This is a genomic window from Streptomyces sp. NPDC048185, assembly GCF_043202495.1.
GTDB lineage: Bacteria > Actinomycetota > Actinomycetes > Streptomycetales > Streptomycetaceae > Streptomyces.
This window is the reverse complement of the sequence record NZ_JBIDAN010000004.1, coordinates 358,354-372,795: the sequence shown is the minus strand read 5'-3', so window position 1 is coordinate 372,795 and position 14,442 is coordinate 358,354. Positions and strand designations below refer to the sequence as shown.

The 14,442-nt window shown below is 75.5% G+C and carries 13 protein-coding genes; 8 read left to right on the top strand and 5 right to left on the bottom strand.

The genetic code is table 11. The features are described from left to right. Positions 1–7 precede the first annotated feature (7 nt). From ACGF3H_RS15215 to treY, 6 genes are all read left to right on the top strand, one after another. Positions 8–721, top strand: coding sequence for a sugar phosphate nucleotidyltransferase (locus ACGF3H_RS15215; protein WP_362498526.1), 714 nt, complete (start codon positions 8–10; stop codon positions 719–721). Between the two features lie 7 nt (positions 722–728). Further along, complete coding sequence (locus tag ACGF3H_RS15210) at positions 729–1,655, top strand: NAD(P)-dependent oxidoreductase (protein ID WP_362498524.1); 927 nt, start codon at positions 729–731, stop codon at positions 1,653–1,655. After that, the gene (locus ACGF3H_RS15205) at positions 1,652–2,314 is read left to right on the top strand and encodes a spherulation-specific family 4 protein (RefSeq protein ID WP_362498521.1); all 663 of its coding nucleotides are present in this window, start codon (positions 1,652–1,654) and stop codon (positions 2,312–2,314) included. The genes ACGF3H_RS15210 and ACGF3H_RS15205 overlap by 4 nt, the downstream gene beginning before the upstream one ends. Further along, on the top strand, positions 2,311–3,120 hold the full coding sequence (locus tag ACGF3H_RS15200; RefSeq protein ID WP_362498519.1) for an endo alpha-1,4 polygalactosaminidase: 810 nt from the start codon (positions 2,311–2,313) through the stop codon (positions 3,118–3,120). The genes ACGF3H_RS15205 and ACGF3H_RS15200 overlap by 4 nt, the downstream gene beginning before the upstream one ends. A gap of 25 nt (positions 3,121–3,145) precedes the next feature. Next, the gene (locus ACGF3H_RS15195) at positions 3,146–3,475 is read left to right on the top strand and encodes an antibiotic biosynthesis monooxygenase (protein WP_362498516.1); all 330 of its coding nucleotides are present in this window, start codon (positions 3,146–3,148) and stop codon (positions 3,473–3,475) included. Between the two features lie 241 nt (positions 3,476–3,716). Then, entirely contained in the window at positions 3,717–6,098 is a 2,382-nt protein-coding gene (gene treY, locus ACGF3H_RS15190) for a malto-oligosyltrehalose synthase (RefSeq protein ID WP_362499457.1), read from the top strand. Positions 6,099–6,526: 428 nt separating this feature from the next. Here treY and ACGF3H_RS15185 read toward each other — a convergent pair whose 3' ends face one another. Further along, positions 6,527–7,465, bottom strand: coding sequence for a LysR family transcriptional regulator (locus ACGF3H_RS15185; protein WP_362499456.1), 939 nt, complete (start codon positions 7,463–7,465; stop codon positions 6,527–6,529). A gap of 117 nt (positions 7,466–7,582) precedes the next feature. On the opposite strand from ACGF3H_RS15185, the gene lpdA reads away from it, so the two are divergent. Beyond that, positions 7,583–8,986, top strand: coding sequence for a dihydrolipoyl dehydrogenase (gene lpdA / locus ACGF3H_RS15180; protein ID WP_362499454.1), 1,404 nt, complete (start codon positions 7,583–7,585; stop codon positions 8,984–8,986). Positions 8,987–9,019: 33 nt separating this feature from the next. On the opposite strand, the gene ACGF3H_RS15175 is transcribed toward lpdA, so the two are convergent. The 3 genes from ACGF3H_RS15175 to ACGF3H_RS15165 all read right to left on the bottom strand — a co-directional run bounded on the left by ACGF3H_RS15175 (position 9,020) and on the right by ACGF3H_RS15165 (position 11,513). Beyond that, entirely contained in the window at positions 9,020–9,448 is a 429-nt protein-coding gene (locus tag ACGF3H_RS15175) for an SSI family serine proteinase inhibitor (protein WP_362499453.1), read from the bottom strand. Beyond that, on the bottom strand, positions 9,445–10,770 hold the full coding sequence (locus ACGF3H_RS15170) for a M14 family zinc carboxypeptidase (protein WP_362499451.1): 1,326 nt from the start codon (positions 10,768–10,770) through the stop codon (positions 9,445–9,447). Before ACGF3H_RS15170 ends, ACGF3H_RS15175 begins: the two co-directional genes overlap by 4 nt. 191 nt (positions 10,771–10,961) lie before the next feature. Then, entirely contained in the window at positions 10,962–11,513 is a 552-nt protein-coding gene (locus ACGF3H_RS15165) for a DUF1707 and FHA domain-containing protein (RefSeq protein ID WP_362499450.1), read from the bottom strand. Positions 11,514–11,687: 174 nt separating this feature from the next. On the opposite strand from ACGF3H_RS15165, the gene treZ reads away from it, so the two are divergent. After that, the gene (gene treZ, locus ACGF3H_RS15160) at positions 11,688–13,433 is read left to right on the top strand and encodes a malto-oligosyltrehalose trehalohydrolase (protein WP_362499448.1); all 1,746 of its coding nucleotides are present in this window, start codon (positions 11,688–11,690) and stop codon (positions 13,431–13,433) included. A gap of 25 nt (positions 13,434–13,458) precedes the next feature. Here treZ and ACGF3H_RS15155 read toward each other — a convergent pair whose 3' ends face one another. After that, on the bottom strand, positions 13,459–14,400 hold the full coding sequence (locus ACGF3H_RS15155) for an aminoglycoside phosphotransferase family protein (RefSeq protein ID WP_362499446.1): 942 nt from the start codon (positions 14,398–14,400) through the stop codon (positions 13,459–13,461). Between the last annotated feature and the right edge of the window lie 42 nt (positions 14,401–14,442).

The following is a 14,442-nucleotide window of genomic DNA, read 5'->3' as shown; positions in this document are numbered from 1 at the left end:
GAACCTCATGCACGCAGTGATCCTGGCCGGAGGCAAGGGCGTCCGGCTGCGGCCCTACACCACCGCGCTGCCCAAGCCGCTCGTGCCCATCGGCGACCAGCACGCCATCCTCGAGATCGTCCTGCGCCAGCTCGCCTCGGCCGGGTTCACCGGCTGCACCATCGCCATAGGCCACCTCGGTGAGATCATCCGAGCCTACGTCGGCGACGGCTCCCAGTGGGGCCTGACCGTGGACTACTCCACCGAGGAGAGTCCGCTGGGCACGATCGGGCCGCTGCTGACGATGCGCGAGCGGCTGCCGGAGCACTTCCTGGTGATGAACGGCGACATCCTCACCGACCTCGACTACGCCGACGTCCTGCGCCGGCACAGCGGCTCCGGTGCCCCGCTGACGATCGCCACGTACGCCCGCAAGGTGCACATCGACTTCGGGGTGCTGACCACCGACGCCAGCAGGGTCGTCGCGTTCACCGAGAAGCCCAGCATGGACTACCGCGTCTCCATGGGCGTGTACGGGCTGTCCCGGGCCACCCTCGACGGGTACACCGCCGGACTGCCCCTCGGGTTCGACGAGCTGGTGCTGGACCTGCTGCGGGCCGGCGACCCGCCGCACGCCTACGAGTTCGACGGCTACTGGCTCGACATCGGCCGCCCGGACGACTACGACCGGGCGAACGCGGAGTTCACCAGCCGCAAGTCCCTGCTGCTCAAGGGAGCCTGAGCACCACATGCGCATCCTTGTTGTGGGCTTCACCGGTTATCTGGGCGCCCACGTCGCCGAGCGGCTCCGTGCCCTGCCGGGCACGCGGGTCCTCGGCGCCGGCCGCTCGCCCGGCGCCGACGTCCCGGTCGATCTCGCCGCCGACTCCGTCGAACGGCTCGCCGGGGCGCTGGCGGGGGCGGCTCCCGACGCCGTCGTCAACTGCGCGGGCGCCACGGGCGGCGACGCGGTGACGCTCGCGGAGCTCAACGCCCGCGGCCCCGCCGCCCTGTGCGCGGCGCTGCGCCGGGCCCGCCCCACGGCCCGCCTGGTCCATCTCGGTTCGGCCGCCGAGTACGGGCCGGGCGCGCCGCACGGCAGGACGGCGGAGTCGGCGCCCACCCGCCCCCTGACCGCCTACGGCGCGACCAAGCTGGCCGGGACGGTCACGGTCGGCGCGTCCGGCCTGGACGCCGTGGTCCTGCGGGTCGGCAACCCGGTGGGGCCCGGCGCCCCGGCCACCGGCCTGCCCGGCCGGGTCACCGCCCTGCTGCGCGAGGCGGGCACGGACCCCGAGGCGGTGCTCCGGCTCGGCGACCTGTCGGCGTACCGGGACTTCGTCGACGTCCGCGACGTCGCGACGGCGGTCGAACGGGCGGTGACCGCGCCCGGCCCCCTGCCCGCGGTGCTCAACGTCGGCGGCGGGGACGCCGTGCCGGTGCGCGACCTGGTGCGGAAGCTGGCGGAGGCCGCCGGTTTCCGCGGCCGGATCGAGGAGCGGGGCGCGGGGTCCGTCCGTTCGGGGCAGGTGTCCTGGCAGTGTTCCGACATCTCCGCCGCGCGGGCCGCGCTCGGCTGGGAGCCGGAGCACACCCTCGGCGACTCCCTGTCCGCGCTGTGGTCGGCCGGGGCGCCGGCACCGTCCCTCCGCGCCGAAAGCGACCTCCCCTCGTGAACCTGCTGATCCCCCTGTACGTCCACCCCGCCGAGGACCCGGGCGCCTGGCACCGGCTGATCACCTCGGCCGACCGCACCTACGGCGTCGTCCTCAACCCCGCGAACGGGCCGGGTGAGGCGCCCGATCCGGCGTTCACCGCGGCGGCGGGGGCGCTGCGCGCGGCGGGTGCGCGTCTGCTCGGCTACGTCGACACGGACTACGGCACCCGCCCCGCGGCCGACGTCGTCGAGGACGCCCGCCGGCACCGGGAGTGGTACGCGGCCGACGGGTGCTTCCTGGACCGGGTGAGTGCGGCCAGGGAGGAACTGCCCGCCCACAGGAGGCTGGTGCGCGTCCTGCGGAAGCAGGGCAGCACGTGCGTCGTGCTGAACCCGGGGGTCCATCCGGCGCCCGGCTACGCCCGGCTCGCCGACCTGGTCGTCACCTTCGAGGGCCCCTGGTCCACGTACGTGTCGGCGTTCAGCCGGCCCGACTGGACACGTCGCCACCCGCCCGAACGGTTCTGCCACCTGGTGTACGGCGTGCCCGAGGCCCTCGCCCCGCTCGCGGTGCGCACCGCCCGCGAGCGGGGCGCCGCGGTCAGCGGGCCCGTGACGGGAGAGCCGCCCAACCCGTGGGCCCGCCTGACGCCCGTCCTGACCGGGGCCGGGCGATGAGGAGGCGGCCGGCGGCCGCGTTCGCCGCACTGCTGCTCGCGGTGGTGACGGCCTGTTCGGGAGGCGGGGGCGGCGAGGATGGCGGGCCGCGGCCCGCGCCGCGCCGTGAGCTGTGGCAGCCGCGCCCCGGGCTGGCCTGGCAGTGGCAGCTCGACGGCCGGGTGGATCCGTCGGCCGACGTCCCCGTCTACGACATCGACGGCTTCGAGAACAGCGCGGCGGACGTGGCCCGGCTCCACCGCGCCGGCCGCAAGGTGATCTGCTACGTCAACGTGGGCGCCTGGGAGAGCTTCCGCCCGGACCGGGACGACTTTCCCCGGGCGGTGCTGGGCGCGCCCAACGGCTGGCAGGGCGAGCGGTGGCTCGACATCCGCCGGGTCTCCGTCCTGCGGCCGATCATGGAGCGGCGGTTCGACATGTGCCGGGACAAGGGGTTCGACGCGGTGGAGCCCGACCTGGTGGAGGGCTTCGGCAACGAGACCGGCTTCCCCCTCACCGCCCGGGACCAGCTGGCGTACAACCGTATGATCGCCCGGATCGCCCACGAGCGCGGCCTGTCGGTGGGGCTCAAGAACGACCTGCCGCAGATCCCTCAGCTCGTCGACGACTTCGACTTCGCGGTCAACGAGGAGTGCGCGCAGTACGGCGAGTGCGAGCGGCTCACGCCGTTCGTCGAGGCCGGCAAGGCGGTCTTCCACGTCGAGTACGCCGAGCCGGCCGGCCGGTTCTGCCCGCAGTCGCGCAGGTTGGGACTGTCCTCGATGCAGAAGAAACCGGAGCTCGGGGTCTGGCGCCGGGCCTGCTGACCACGGGGTGCGGCAGGATGGGGCCATGAGCGTAGTCAAGATCAACGTACTGACCGTGCCGGCCGAGCAGCGCGAGACGCTGGAGAAGCGCTTCGCCTCGCGTGCCCACGCGGTGGAGAACTCCGACGGCTTCGAGTGGTTCGAGCTGCTGCGCCCCGTCGAGGGCACCGACACCTACCTCGTCTACACGCGGTGGCGCGACGAGGAGGCCTTCCGGGCCTGGATGGAGGGACCCATGAAGGCGGCGCACCAGGGCGGCGGCGCGGAGGGCGGCGAGCGTCCTCGGCCCGCGGCGAGCGGGTCCACGCTGTGGTCGTTCGAGGTGGTGCAGCAGGCGGCTCCGAAGGGCGAGTGAGACGCGGCGGTGGGGGCCCCCCCCCCGGCCCGGCCCCCCCCCCGCTCCGCTGTGCGCGGCCTGCGGGGCGGGCCCGTGGCACCGTCCGCCCGGTGCCGCGACCGCAGGCACGCCATGGCGAGCCCCGCGCCCGCGCTCATCACCCCCATGGCGGCGTGAACCGCTCGAAGCCGGCCACGGGCGGGTGCGCCCGGGACGGGCAGATGACACGAAAGGCGGCGAGGCGGGTACGTAACATCTCATGACACCTGAGCGACCCGACCCGGTGCCCACGTCCCTCCCGGCTCCCCTCGCCACCTACCGGCTGCAGCTGCAGCCCGGCTTCCCCTTCGCCGCCGCGGCGGCGGCCGTGCCGTACGTGGCCTCGCTCGGTGTGACCCATCTGCACCTGTCACCCGTCCTGGAGGCGGTCCCGGGCTCGCTGCACGGCTACGACGTGGTCGATCCCGAGCGGGTGCGCGAGGAGCTGGGCGGCGAGGACGGGCTGCGGGCTCTGGCGGCCACCGCGCGGGAGCACGGCCTCGGGCTGGTCGTGGACGTCGTGCCGAACCACATGGCGATGTCCCCCCGTCACAACCGCGCCCTGTGGGAGGTCCTGCGGGACGGGCCGAAGTCGCCGTACGCGCGCTGGTTCGACATCGACTGGGAGGCGCAGGGCGGTCAGGTGCTGCTGCCCGTGCTCGGCGCGCCCGTCGGCGAGGTGCTGGACGACCTGCGGCCCGACGGCGACGTGCTGCGGTACCACGATCACGTCTTCCCGCTCCGGGAGGGCACCGGGGACCTGCCGCTGCCGCAGCTGCTGGACGCGCAGTGGTACCGGCCGGTGTGGTGGCGGCTGGCCCGCACCGAGCTGAACTACCGGCGCTTCTTCAGCATCTCCGAGCTGATCGGGGTGCGGGTGGAGGACCCGGAGGTGTTCGAGGCCACGCACGCCACGGTCCTGCGGCTGCTGCGCGAGGGCGTGATCGACGGGCTGCGCGTCGACCACCCCGACGGCCTCGCCGACCCCGGCGGCTACCTGCGGCGGCTGCACGAGGCGAGCGGCGGCCGGTGGACGGTCGTGGAGAAGATCCTGGCGGACGGGGAGCGGCTGCCCGCGGCCTGGCCCGTCGCGGGCACGACCGGGTACGACGCCCTGCGGCACATCGACGGTCTCTTCACCGACCCGGTGGGCCACGGGGAACTCCTGGAGCGGTACCGCGGGTTCGCCGCCCCACAGCCGGACCGGGGCGGGGACTGGGCGGCGACGGAGCGGCGGGCGGCGTACGAGGTGCTCGACCACGAGCTGGCCACCGAGACGGACCGGCTCACCCGGGTGGCGCACCGGCTGTGCGTCGCCTCCCCGGACGCCGCGCTGCGCGACCGGGCGCCGTGGGCGTTGCGCACCGCGCTGCGGGAGCTGCTCGTCCGCCTGGAGGTGTACCGGCCCTACACGCCGGTGGACGCGGCGTCGGTCGTGACCGAGGAGGCGGCGGCCGAGGCGCGCAGCGCGTTCACGGTGCCGGAGGAGGCCGGCGCGGTGGACGTGGTGCGGGGCCTGCTGCTGGGGCGGTTCGGCGACGGTCCGGACCATGTGGAGTTCCGTACGCGGTTCGCCCAGACGGCGTCGGCGCTGCGCGCCAAGTCGGTCGAGGACACGGCGTTCTACCGCCACGTTCCGCTGCTGTCGGCGACCGAGGTGGGCGGGAACCCGGGGAGTCCGGCGGTGTCGCCGGAGCTGTTCCACGCGTACTGCGCGCGCGTGCAGCGCGACTGGCCGACGACCGGCACGGTCGTGTCGACCCACGACACCAAGCGCAGCGCCGACGTGCGCGCCGCGCTGGCGGTGCTGAGCGAGTGCCCGGAGCGGTGGGCGGACGTCCTGGCGGAGGTCGCCGGCGACGGTGAGCGGGTGCCGGACGGTCAGCTGGCGTGGGCGGCCTGGCAGACGGTGTTCGGGCTGGGGCCGGCGGACGGGGAGCGTGTGGGGCAGGCGCTGCTGAAGCATGTGCGCGAGGCGGGGATGCACACGAGCTGGACCGAGCAGGAGCCGGCGTACGAGGAGGCGGTGGCCCGGTTCGTGGCGAAGGGGCCGTGCGGTCCTTCCGGCGAGCGGGTGGCCGCCTTCCGGGCCGGCCTGGAGCCACACATCCGGGCCAACGTCCTCGGCACGGCCCTGACGCACCTCACGATGCCGGGCGTGCCGGACCTCTACCAGGGCACCGAGGGCGAGTACCGGGCGCTGGTGGACCCCGACAACCGGCGGCCCGTGGACTTCCCGCCCACCGGCGCCGGGGACAAGGACGCGGTGACCCGGGCGGCGCTGGCGGTGCGGGCCCGGCGGCCCGGCGCGTTCGGCGACGCGGCGACGTACGAGGCGCTGCCGGCCGACGGCCCCGCCGCGGGGCACTGCGTGGCGTTCGTCCGCTCCGGCCAGGTCCTGACGGCCGTGACGCGGCTGTCCCTGCGGCTGGCCGAGTCGGGCGGCTGGCGCGGCACGACGCTCGCGCTGCCGCCGGGCCGCTGGGCCGACGCGCTGTCACCCGGCCGGGAGTTCGAGGGCCGCGCGCGCGTGGAGGACCTGTTCGCGGACCTGCCGGTGGCCCTGCTGGAACGGACCGGGACACCACCGGGAACGGCCTGACGGCCCCACCGGGCACGTGGCGGCACGGCCATCGCCGCCCGCGAGCCGGGTCCGCCCGGCGGTGACGGCCCCGGCGCCACGGAGCCCGAGGGACACGCGCGTGCCGTACGGCGCCCGCACCGTCGCCCCACCGGCGCCGGACGCGCCCGGAAGCGCACAACAGCACCCGACGCGGCCACCGCGGGGAGGCGACCCGGGCGGGACGGGGTCCACCGCCCCCGCCACGCCCCCGCAGGGACCCCGCCCCGCCGACGCCAGGCACGCCCGAGAGCACACAACAGCACCCCGCGCGGCCCCGCCGGGAGGCGACCCGAGCAGGACCGGCCCACCGCTCCCGCCACGCCCCCGCAGGTACTTCCGGGACCGGCCGGCCGGCACGCCCGATGCCACGGAAGGCCCGTCCGGCCCGGTCTTCGGTCCGGGCGCTCTCAGCCCGCCGCCGCGTCCGTGGAGTCGCAGGCGGTCTTCGGGCGTGCCGGGGTTCCCCGGGTCGGCCATGTCGCGCGGAGGAGGTCGACGAACGCCTCGGCGGCGCCGGTCGGGGGGACGCGGGAGAAGACCGTCATCGGCCGCCGCCACGGCGGGTCCGGCGTCAGGACCACGCAGTCCTCCCCCACCGCCCCGCCCACGATGTGCGAGGGCGCCGTGCACACCCCGACACCGGCGGCGGCCATCCGCACGGCCGTCGACGTGTGCTCGGTGAAGACGGCGGTGAGCGGCCGGAAGCCCGCCCGCCCGCACACCAGGTCGAGGAAGCGCTCGCCCTCGACGAGGGGTTCCATGGCGCACCGCACCCAGGGCCGGTCCGCGAGTTCCGGCAGCGTCACCGTCGTACGGCCCGCGAAGCGGTCGTCGAAGGGCACCACCAGGACGATCTCCTCCTCGCCGACCGGGAGGACGGTGCCGGACCAGTCGTGGGGCGCCGGGCCGACGGCGAGGTCCGCGGTGCCGCGCTCGACCTCCTCCTCCAGCGCCTCGGTCGTCGCGTACTCGTGGAGGTGCAGCAGGACCCCGGGGTGCACGGCGCGCCAGCGGGCGAAGACGTCCGGCAGGATGCCGACGGCGACCGAGTGCACGGCGGCGACGTGCAGTTCGCCGCCCTCGGCCCCGGCGGCGGCGCGGGCCGCGCGGCGGGCCTGGGCGGCGCTGCGGACGGCGAGTTCGGCGTGCGGCCGGAAGGCGCGGCCCATCGGCGTCAGGCGCACCCCGCGCGGCATGCGCTCCAGCAGGGGGCCGCCGACCGACCTCTCCAGGGCCTTGATCTGGTGCGAGAGCGCGGACTGCGTGACATGCAGCGATTCGGCCGCCCGGGTGAACGACGCCTCGTCGACGACGGCCATGAAGTACTCCATCTGGCGCAGACTCATCCCCGCTCCTCCCCCGGGCCTGCCCGGCCCGGCGCCGCGCCGCCATGAACGTCCTGCATCGAACCCACAAGAACATTGCCTTGGACTCATGGCAAGGCCCGGGCGGAGGCTGGGGCCATGAACACACACGACGTGATCGTCATCGGCGGCGGGACCGGCGGTTACAGCACCGCGCTGCGTGCCGCGGCCCTGGGTCTGGACGTCGCCCTGGTCGAACGCGACAAGGTCGGCGGGACGTGCCTGCACCGGGGCTGCATCCCGAGCAAGGCGATGCTGCACGCCGCCGAACTGGTGGACGGCGTCGCGGAGGCGCGTGAGCGCTGGGGGGTCAAGGCGAGCCTGGACGGTGTCGACTGGCCGGCCCTGGTCGCCACCCGCGACGACATCGTGGCACGCAACCACCGGGGCGTGGAGGCGCACCTCGCGCACGCCGGCGTGACGGTGGTGCGGGGCAGCGCGCGGCTCACGGGACCGCGCTCCGTGAGCGTGGACGGCGGCCCCGGCCTCACCGCACGGCGTGGCATCGTGCTGGCCACCGGTTCACGCCCGCGCACGCTCCCGGGGCTCGACCCGGACGGGCGGCGCGTGGTGACGAGCGACGACGCGCTCTTCGCGCCCGGGCTGCCGGCGTCCGTCCTGGTCCTGGGCGGTGGCGCGATCGGCGTCGAGTACGCCTCGTTCCACCGTTCGATGGGCGCGGAGGTCACCCTCGTGGAGGCCGCCGACCGGATCGTTCCGCTGGAGGACGCGGACGTGAGCCGCCATCTGACGCGGGGTCTGAAGAAGCGCGGCGTCGACGTGCGCGTGGGCGCGCGATTGCTGGACGCCGAGGTGCTGGGCGACGGCGTCCGCGCGCGCGTGCGCACGGCGCGGGGCGAGACCGTGGTGGTGGAGGCCGAGCGGCTGCTGGTGGCCGTCGGCCGGGCACCCGTCACCGACGGGCTGGACCTGGGCGCGGCGGGCCTCGGCACCGACGAGCGCGGCTTCGTCGTACCGGCGGACTGGGACCGGCTGGAGACGGCGGTGCCCGGTGTCCACGTGGTGGGCGACCTGCTGCCGCCGCCGTCGCTCGGGCTGGCCCACGCGTCCTTCGCGGAGGGCCTGCTGGTGGCCGAGACGCTGGCGGGCGTGCCGTCCGCACCCGTCGACTACGCGGCGGTGCCCCGGGTGACGTACTCGGCGCCGCAGACCGCCGCCGTGGGACTGAGCGAGGCGGAGGCACGTGCGCGGGGGTTCGAGCCGGCCGTCAACGTCATGCCGCTGACGGCCGTGGCCAAGGGAATGGTGCACGGGCAGGGCGGGATGGTGAAGGTCGTCGCCGAGGCCGGGGGCGGCCGGGTGCTCGGGGTGCACCTGGTGGGCCCGCACGTGTCGGAGATGATCGGCGAGAGCCAGCTGATCGTCGGCTGGGACGCCGAGCCCGCCGACGTGGCCCGGCACGTGCACGCCCACCCCACCCTGTCGGAGGCGGTCGGCGAGGCGTTCCTGACCCTGGCGGGCCGCGGACTGCACCAGCAGTGACGGCGGGCTCGCCCGGTCACCGGCCCGCCCGGCTCACCTCCGCGCCTCGTCCAGGGCGAAGACCGCTCCCGTCCGCGCGGTCATGACGCAGGTGTTGGGGAAGGTCCGCGTGTAGTCCACGGCCCGTCCCCGCCACTGCCCCTCGGCGTGCGCGGTCACCGGTGCGTAGACCATCGGACAGTAGGTGTCCCGCAGCGGGATGCGGTCGAAGTCGCCGCCCGCCGCCTCCAGCTCCGCGCACGCCTCGGCGGCGCGGGCGTGTCCCCGGGGCGGATCGCACCGGAGCATGGCGCCGCGGGTGGCACCGGTGGGGGCGTCGCCCCGGGTGACGGTGACCTGGAGCCAGTCGTTCCCGGGTTCGTGCCGTGCCGTCGCCGTCGCGGGGGCCGCGCCGGCCGCGAGGAGGACGGCGGTCAGGAGGAGGCCGGCCCTGGCGGCGGCGGCCGTGATGATGTGGGTCATTCCCGGTGCATCGGCACGGCGGGCTCGGAGCCCCAGCCCGGCTCACCCGAACGGGAGACGGCGCCCGTGCGCCGCCCGGCGAGGTCGAACGCGGCGAGCACGACGCGGGTCTGGTACTCCACCTGGCGGGCGACCGGGATCCAGCGGGCCGCGCAGCCGTCCAGGTAGTCGGCGCACCACTCGTCGACGAGCCGGTCCAGCTCCGGCAGGACGCCCGCCGGATCGTTTCCGCCGCCGGTCACGAGCTGGTGCAGCAGACCCGCCGTGCGCAGGGCCAGGCGCCGGCCGGCGATGCGCAGGGCGACCAGGTGCGCGGTGCTCATCGGCGGCAGCGAACGGCCCGTCCCGTCGTCGGCGTCGGGGTCCCACGCGTCGGCGAGCCTGGGGCAGACCAGCAGGTAGTCCTCGACCGGCGCCAGCAGGCGGGCCGCGTCGGGGGTGCCGGCGGCGTGCGGTCTGAGCAGGGCGAGGAGGCGGTGCAGGCGGCGTGTGTCGCGGCGCAGGGTCCGGCTCACGGAGCGCAGCACCGCGTCGCGGTCGGCCGGGGGCGAGTCGTCCTCCACGGCCGCCACGCCCCACATGGGCGCCTCGACCACCGCGGTGACGGTGCCGTACCGCCGCGGGTGGCACCAGGTGGAGTCGACGGCGGCCTCGGTGATGGCCTGGGTCAGGTCGCCGAGGCGGGGCGGCGGTATGCGGTAGAGGGCGGGGCCGAGACCGGGCCAGTACAGGGTGTCGTAGGCGCCCAGCTCGCGGGGGATGCCGAGGCGGGCCGCGGTGTGGGCCATGCGCTGGGCGAAGCCCGGCAGGTCGTGGGTCAGTTCGGCGAAACCGCCGCCGACGTCGACGCCGTGCAGGGAGCAGTGCAGGAAGGGCCGCAGCTCGTCCTGGAGCGCGAGCAGGGTGCGGGTCTCCGGCAGCACCGCGCGGTCGGGGCCGTCGGGCAGCCACTCGGGCTGTTCCAGGAAGCCGGGCCGGAAGAAGTTCCGGGCGTAGCGGCCGAGGGTGTACGGGCCGGACAGCCAGCCCTCGTTGCGGCGCAGACCGTCGGGGTCGGCGCACAGCAGCAGGTTCCAGGTGGCGTCGGCGCCCTCGGTGAGCCGCGGGTCGGCCAGGGCCCGTTCGGCCAGCCGCAGGACGGTGGCGCCGCCCACGGGCTCGTTGGCGTGCGGTCCGGCGACGACGAGGGCCTGGCGGGTGCCGTGGCCGACGGAGAGCAGCAGCAGCGGCGTGCCCGCGCGGGAGGTGCCGACGCGGCGCAGCCGTGCGCCACGGGGATGGCGGGCGACGAGTGCGGCGGCCCGGGCGCCCAGCTCGTCCACGGTCGGGTAGCGCAGGAGGGGCGGCAGGGCACACCTCCACGATGGGAGCCGTCGGTTCACCTGACGTGCGCGGTGTACGCACAGTCAGTCACGACTTGAGGGGTACGTCAACACCAGGAAGGGCAAAGGCATTCAAGCCACACCCGGACACGCGACGCGGCGTGAAACCCAGGCCAGAGATGTGCGGGGGGTCAGTTCACGGCCAGACGGAACGCCATCTGGCCGAAGCCGATCTGGTCCCCCTCGCGGACCACGGCCGCACCGATGACCCGCCGTCCGTTGACCGTCGTGCCGTTGGTCGAGCCCAGGTCGCGCAGCACCCACACGCCGCCCTGGCGGACGAGTTCGGCGTGCACGCGGGAGACCGTCTCGTGGGTCAGCCGCAGCCCGTTCGCCGGGTCGCGCCCTATGCGCAGCGGATGGCCGGTGCCCGGGTGCGGCAGCTGCAGCTTGGGCAGCCGTTCGGCCTGCCAGGCCCGGCGCAGCCTGACGCCGAAGCCGGACACCGCCCCGACGGCGCCGAACACCAGGCGCGAGACCTTGCTCTCCATGGGCAGGTCGGCGGTGAGCGCGGCGAGTTCGTGGGAGTGGTGGGCGGCCAGCGCCAGTTCCATGCGGCGCACGAAGGTGTCGTGCGACAGGCGGCCCAGGGCGACGCCGTCCCGGAGCGCGTTCAGCGCCTTGTCGCGCTCCGCGTCGGACAGCCGCGCGGGGTACGTGTTGAACTCGAAGGACGACGTCACGCAGGTGATTGTCGGTCAGCCGGGCCGGGGTGTCCAGAAAACCGGGAAACGGCGGCCGCGGGACCGCGGGTTCACGACACCCGGCGCGGACGGGAACGTTCACCAGCGGATCGATCGGTTTTGCAGGACCATGGACGGGCTACGTCACGGTGAGCAGACGAAGGGGAACCGTCCGTGCAGTTCGAGGTGTGGGCACCGCAGGCCGGCCGCGTGACGCTGACGTGCGACGGCGTCACGCGCGACATGGAGCGCGATCCGGAGAGGCAGGGGTGGTGGTGCGCCCGGGCCGAGGCCGGGGAGGGCTCGCGCTACGGCTTCGCGGTGGACGACGGGCCGGTGCTGCCGGACCCGCGCTCACGGCGGCAGCCGGACGGCCCGGACGGGCTGAGCGCGGTCGTCGACCACGGGCGCCACGCCTGGCGCGCCGAGTGGGCCGGACGCCCGCTGCCCGGCGCGGTGCTGTACGAGCTGCACGTGGGCACGTACACGCCCGAGGGCACCCTCGACGCCGCCGCCGGGCGGCTCGAGCACCTGGCGGAACTGGGCGTCACCCACGTCGAGTTGATGCCGCTGTGCCCCTTCCCGGGGCGGCACGGCTGGGGATACGAGGGCGTGTCGCTGTGGGCGGTGCACGAGCCGTACGGCGGGCCCGACGCGCTGAAGCGGTTCGTCGACCGGGCCCATGAACTCGGCCTGGGCGTCGTCCTCGACGTGGTGCACAACCACCTGGGCCCGTCCGGCAACCACCTGCCCGCCTTCGGTCCGTACTTCACGGACACCCACCACACCCCCTGGGGCGTCGCGGTCAACCTGGACGCGCCCGGATCCGACGAGGTACGGGCGTATCTGGTGGACAGCGCGCTGGCCTGGCTGCGCGACTACCGGATCGACGGCCTGCGCCTGGACGCGGTGCACGCCCTGGCCGACACCCGCGCGTGCCACTTCCTGGAGCAGCTGTCGACGGCCGTGGACGACCTGGCCGCCGACCTGGAGCGGCCGCTGTTCCTGATCGCGGAGTCCGACCTGAACGACCCGCGGATCATCACCCCGCGCGCGGAGGGCGGCCTGGGCGTGCACGCACAGTGGAACGACGACTTCCACCACGCCCTGCACACCGCCCTGACCGGCGAGTCGCAGGGCTACTACGCCGACTTCGCGCGCGACCCGCTGGCGGCGCTCGCCAGGACGCTCACCCGCGGCTACTTCCACGACGGCACCTACTCCAGCTTCCGGGGCCGGAGTCACGGCCGGCCCCTGGACCGGCAGCGCACGGCGGCGCACCGGCTGACCGGCTACAGCCAGACCCACGACCAGATCGGCAACCGCGCCCAGGGCGACCGGCTGGCGTCCCTGGTCTCTCCCGGTCTGGCGGCCTGCGCGGCCACGCTGACCCTGACGGCGCCGTTCACCCCGATGCTGTTCATGGGTGAGGAGTGGGCGGCGGGGACGCCGTGGCAGTTCTTCACCGACCACACCGACCCCGAGCTCGCGGAGGCCGTACGCAACGGCAGGCGGCGGGAGTTCGCGGCGCACGGCTGGAAGGAGGAGGAGGTGCCCGACCCGCAGGACCCGGCGACGCGGGACCGCTCCTGCCTGGACTGGTCCGAACCCGGACGCGATCCGCACGCGCGCGTGCTCGCCTGGTACCGCCGGCTGATCGCCCTGCGGCACGAGCAGCCGGACCTGACCGACCCGGACCTCGCCGACACCAGGGTGGCCTACGACCGTGAGGCGCGGTGGCTGGCCTTCCGGCGCGGCGACATCCGGGTGGCCGTCAACCTGGGCGCCGGACCCGCGGCGATCCCGCTCGGCCCCCGCCCCGCGCGCGTGCTCGCGGCGTGGGAACCCGTGCAGGGGGTGGGCGAGGACGGGGTGCTGCGCGTGCCGGGCGAGTCAAGCGTGGTGCTCGTGCAGGAGTGACGGGCCGACGGGTCCCCGGGGTGTACTAGTCGGTGCCGCCCGCGCCGTCGTCGCCGTCCTCGCGGAACTCGGTCACCCGTTCCAGCAGGATCGGCTCCCAGGCCCGGCGCAGCCGGGTCCGCAGCAGCGGCAGCGGCGTGTCCGACCGGCCGGCCAGGGCGTCGGTGAGGTGGACGACGGTGTCGCAGCGGGCCAGCCACAGGCCGCGCAGGCAGGGCCGGGCGCCGTAGCCGGCGAGGGTGGCGGCGCGCACCGCGGCGGGAGAGCCCACGGAGAGCGCGAGTCCGGCGATGTCCTCGGCCGGGTCGCCGAGGACCGCGTCCGCCCAGCCGAGGACCCCGCGCACCCGCCCGTCGGCGCCGACGATCAGGTGCTCGCCCGCCAGGCCGTGGTGGACGAGGACGGCGGCACCGGGCTGGGCGCCCAGCTGGGCCGCCGCGGCGGTCGTCAGCCGCTCCGGCCGGGCGGGGTCGAACTCGTCGGCCGCGGCGAGACGCCGGCCGGCCCGTTCGGCTGCCCGGCGCAGCGTCTCCAGGGAGCGCGGGGCGGCCCGCGGCACGCCGAGCGTCTCGGCCTGGCGGACCGGCACCTCGCGCAGCCCGGTGAGCAGCGCCGCCAGGTCGGCCTCACCGACGGCGGACACCGTGTGCTGCTCGCCCGACCCGCCGGGCATCCTGGCGTCCAGCGTGTACGTCAGCCCGGGCGCCCACTCGCCGTGCGCCACGCTCGTCGGCACCGCGACGGGGAGGTGCGCACGGACCAGGTCGCGCAGGCGCAGCTCGCGGCGCTGGCGCACGGCGGTCTCGCGGTCGGTGGTGAGCCGCAGTACGTGGCGGGCGCCGACCCACCAGGTGGCGGGCCCGGTGCCCTCCGCGACGGGCCGGACGTCCGGTGCCGCGCCCTCGCTGAGCAGGGTGCGGACCAGTCGGCGGACCGTGTCCGCGGTCGGTGTCGGTGCCTGGGTCATGGTCGCGCCGTCGTCTTCCAGCAGGTCCGGGTCGGTACGTGG

Excerpts from the sequence above, each read along its gene's own strand:
- ACGF3H_RS15175 (WP_362499453.1), bottom strand. The coding sequence starts at position 9,448 with ATGACCCACATCATCACGGCCGCCGCCGCCAGGGCCGGCCTCCTCCTG.
- ACGF3H_RS15200 (WP_362498519.1), top strand. The coding sequence starts at position 2,311 with ATGAGGAGGCGGCCGGCGGCCGCGTTCGCCGCACTGCTGCTCGCGGTG.
- lpdA (WP_362499454.1), top strand. The coding sequence starts at position 7,583 with ATGAACACACACGACGTGATCGTCATCGGCGGCGGGACCGGCGGTTAC.
- ACGF3H_RS15215 (WP_362498526.1), top strand. The coding sequence starts at position 8 with ATGCACGCAGTGATCCTGGCCGGAGGCAAGGGCGTCCGGCTGCGGCCC.
- ACGF3H_RS15210 (WP_362498524.1), top strand. The coding sequence starts at position 729 with ATGCGCATCCTTGTTGTGGGCTTCACCGGTTATCTGGGCGCCCACGTC.
- ACGF3H_RS15195 (WP_362498516.1), top strand. The coding sequence starts at position 3,146 with ATGAGCGTAGTCAAGATCAACGTACTGACCGTGCCGGCCGAGCAGCGC.
- ACGF3H_RS15155 (WP_362499446.1), bottom strand. The coding sequence starts at position 14,400 with ATGACCCAGGCACCGACACCGACCGCGGACACGGTCCGCCGACTGGTC.
- ACGF3H_RS15185 (WP_362499456.1), bottom strand. The coding sequence starts at position 7,465 with ATGAGTCTGCGCCAGATGGAGTACTTCATGGCCGTCGTCGACGAGGCG.
- treY (WP_362499457.1), top strand. The coding sequence starts at position 3,717 with ATGACACCTGAGCGACCCGACCCGGTGCCCACGTCCCTCCCGGCTCCC.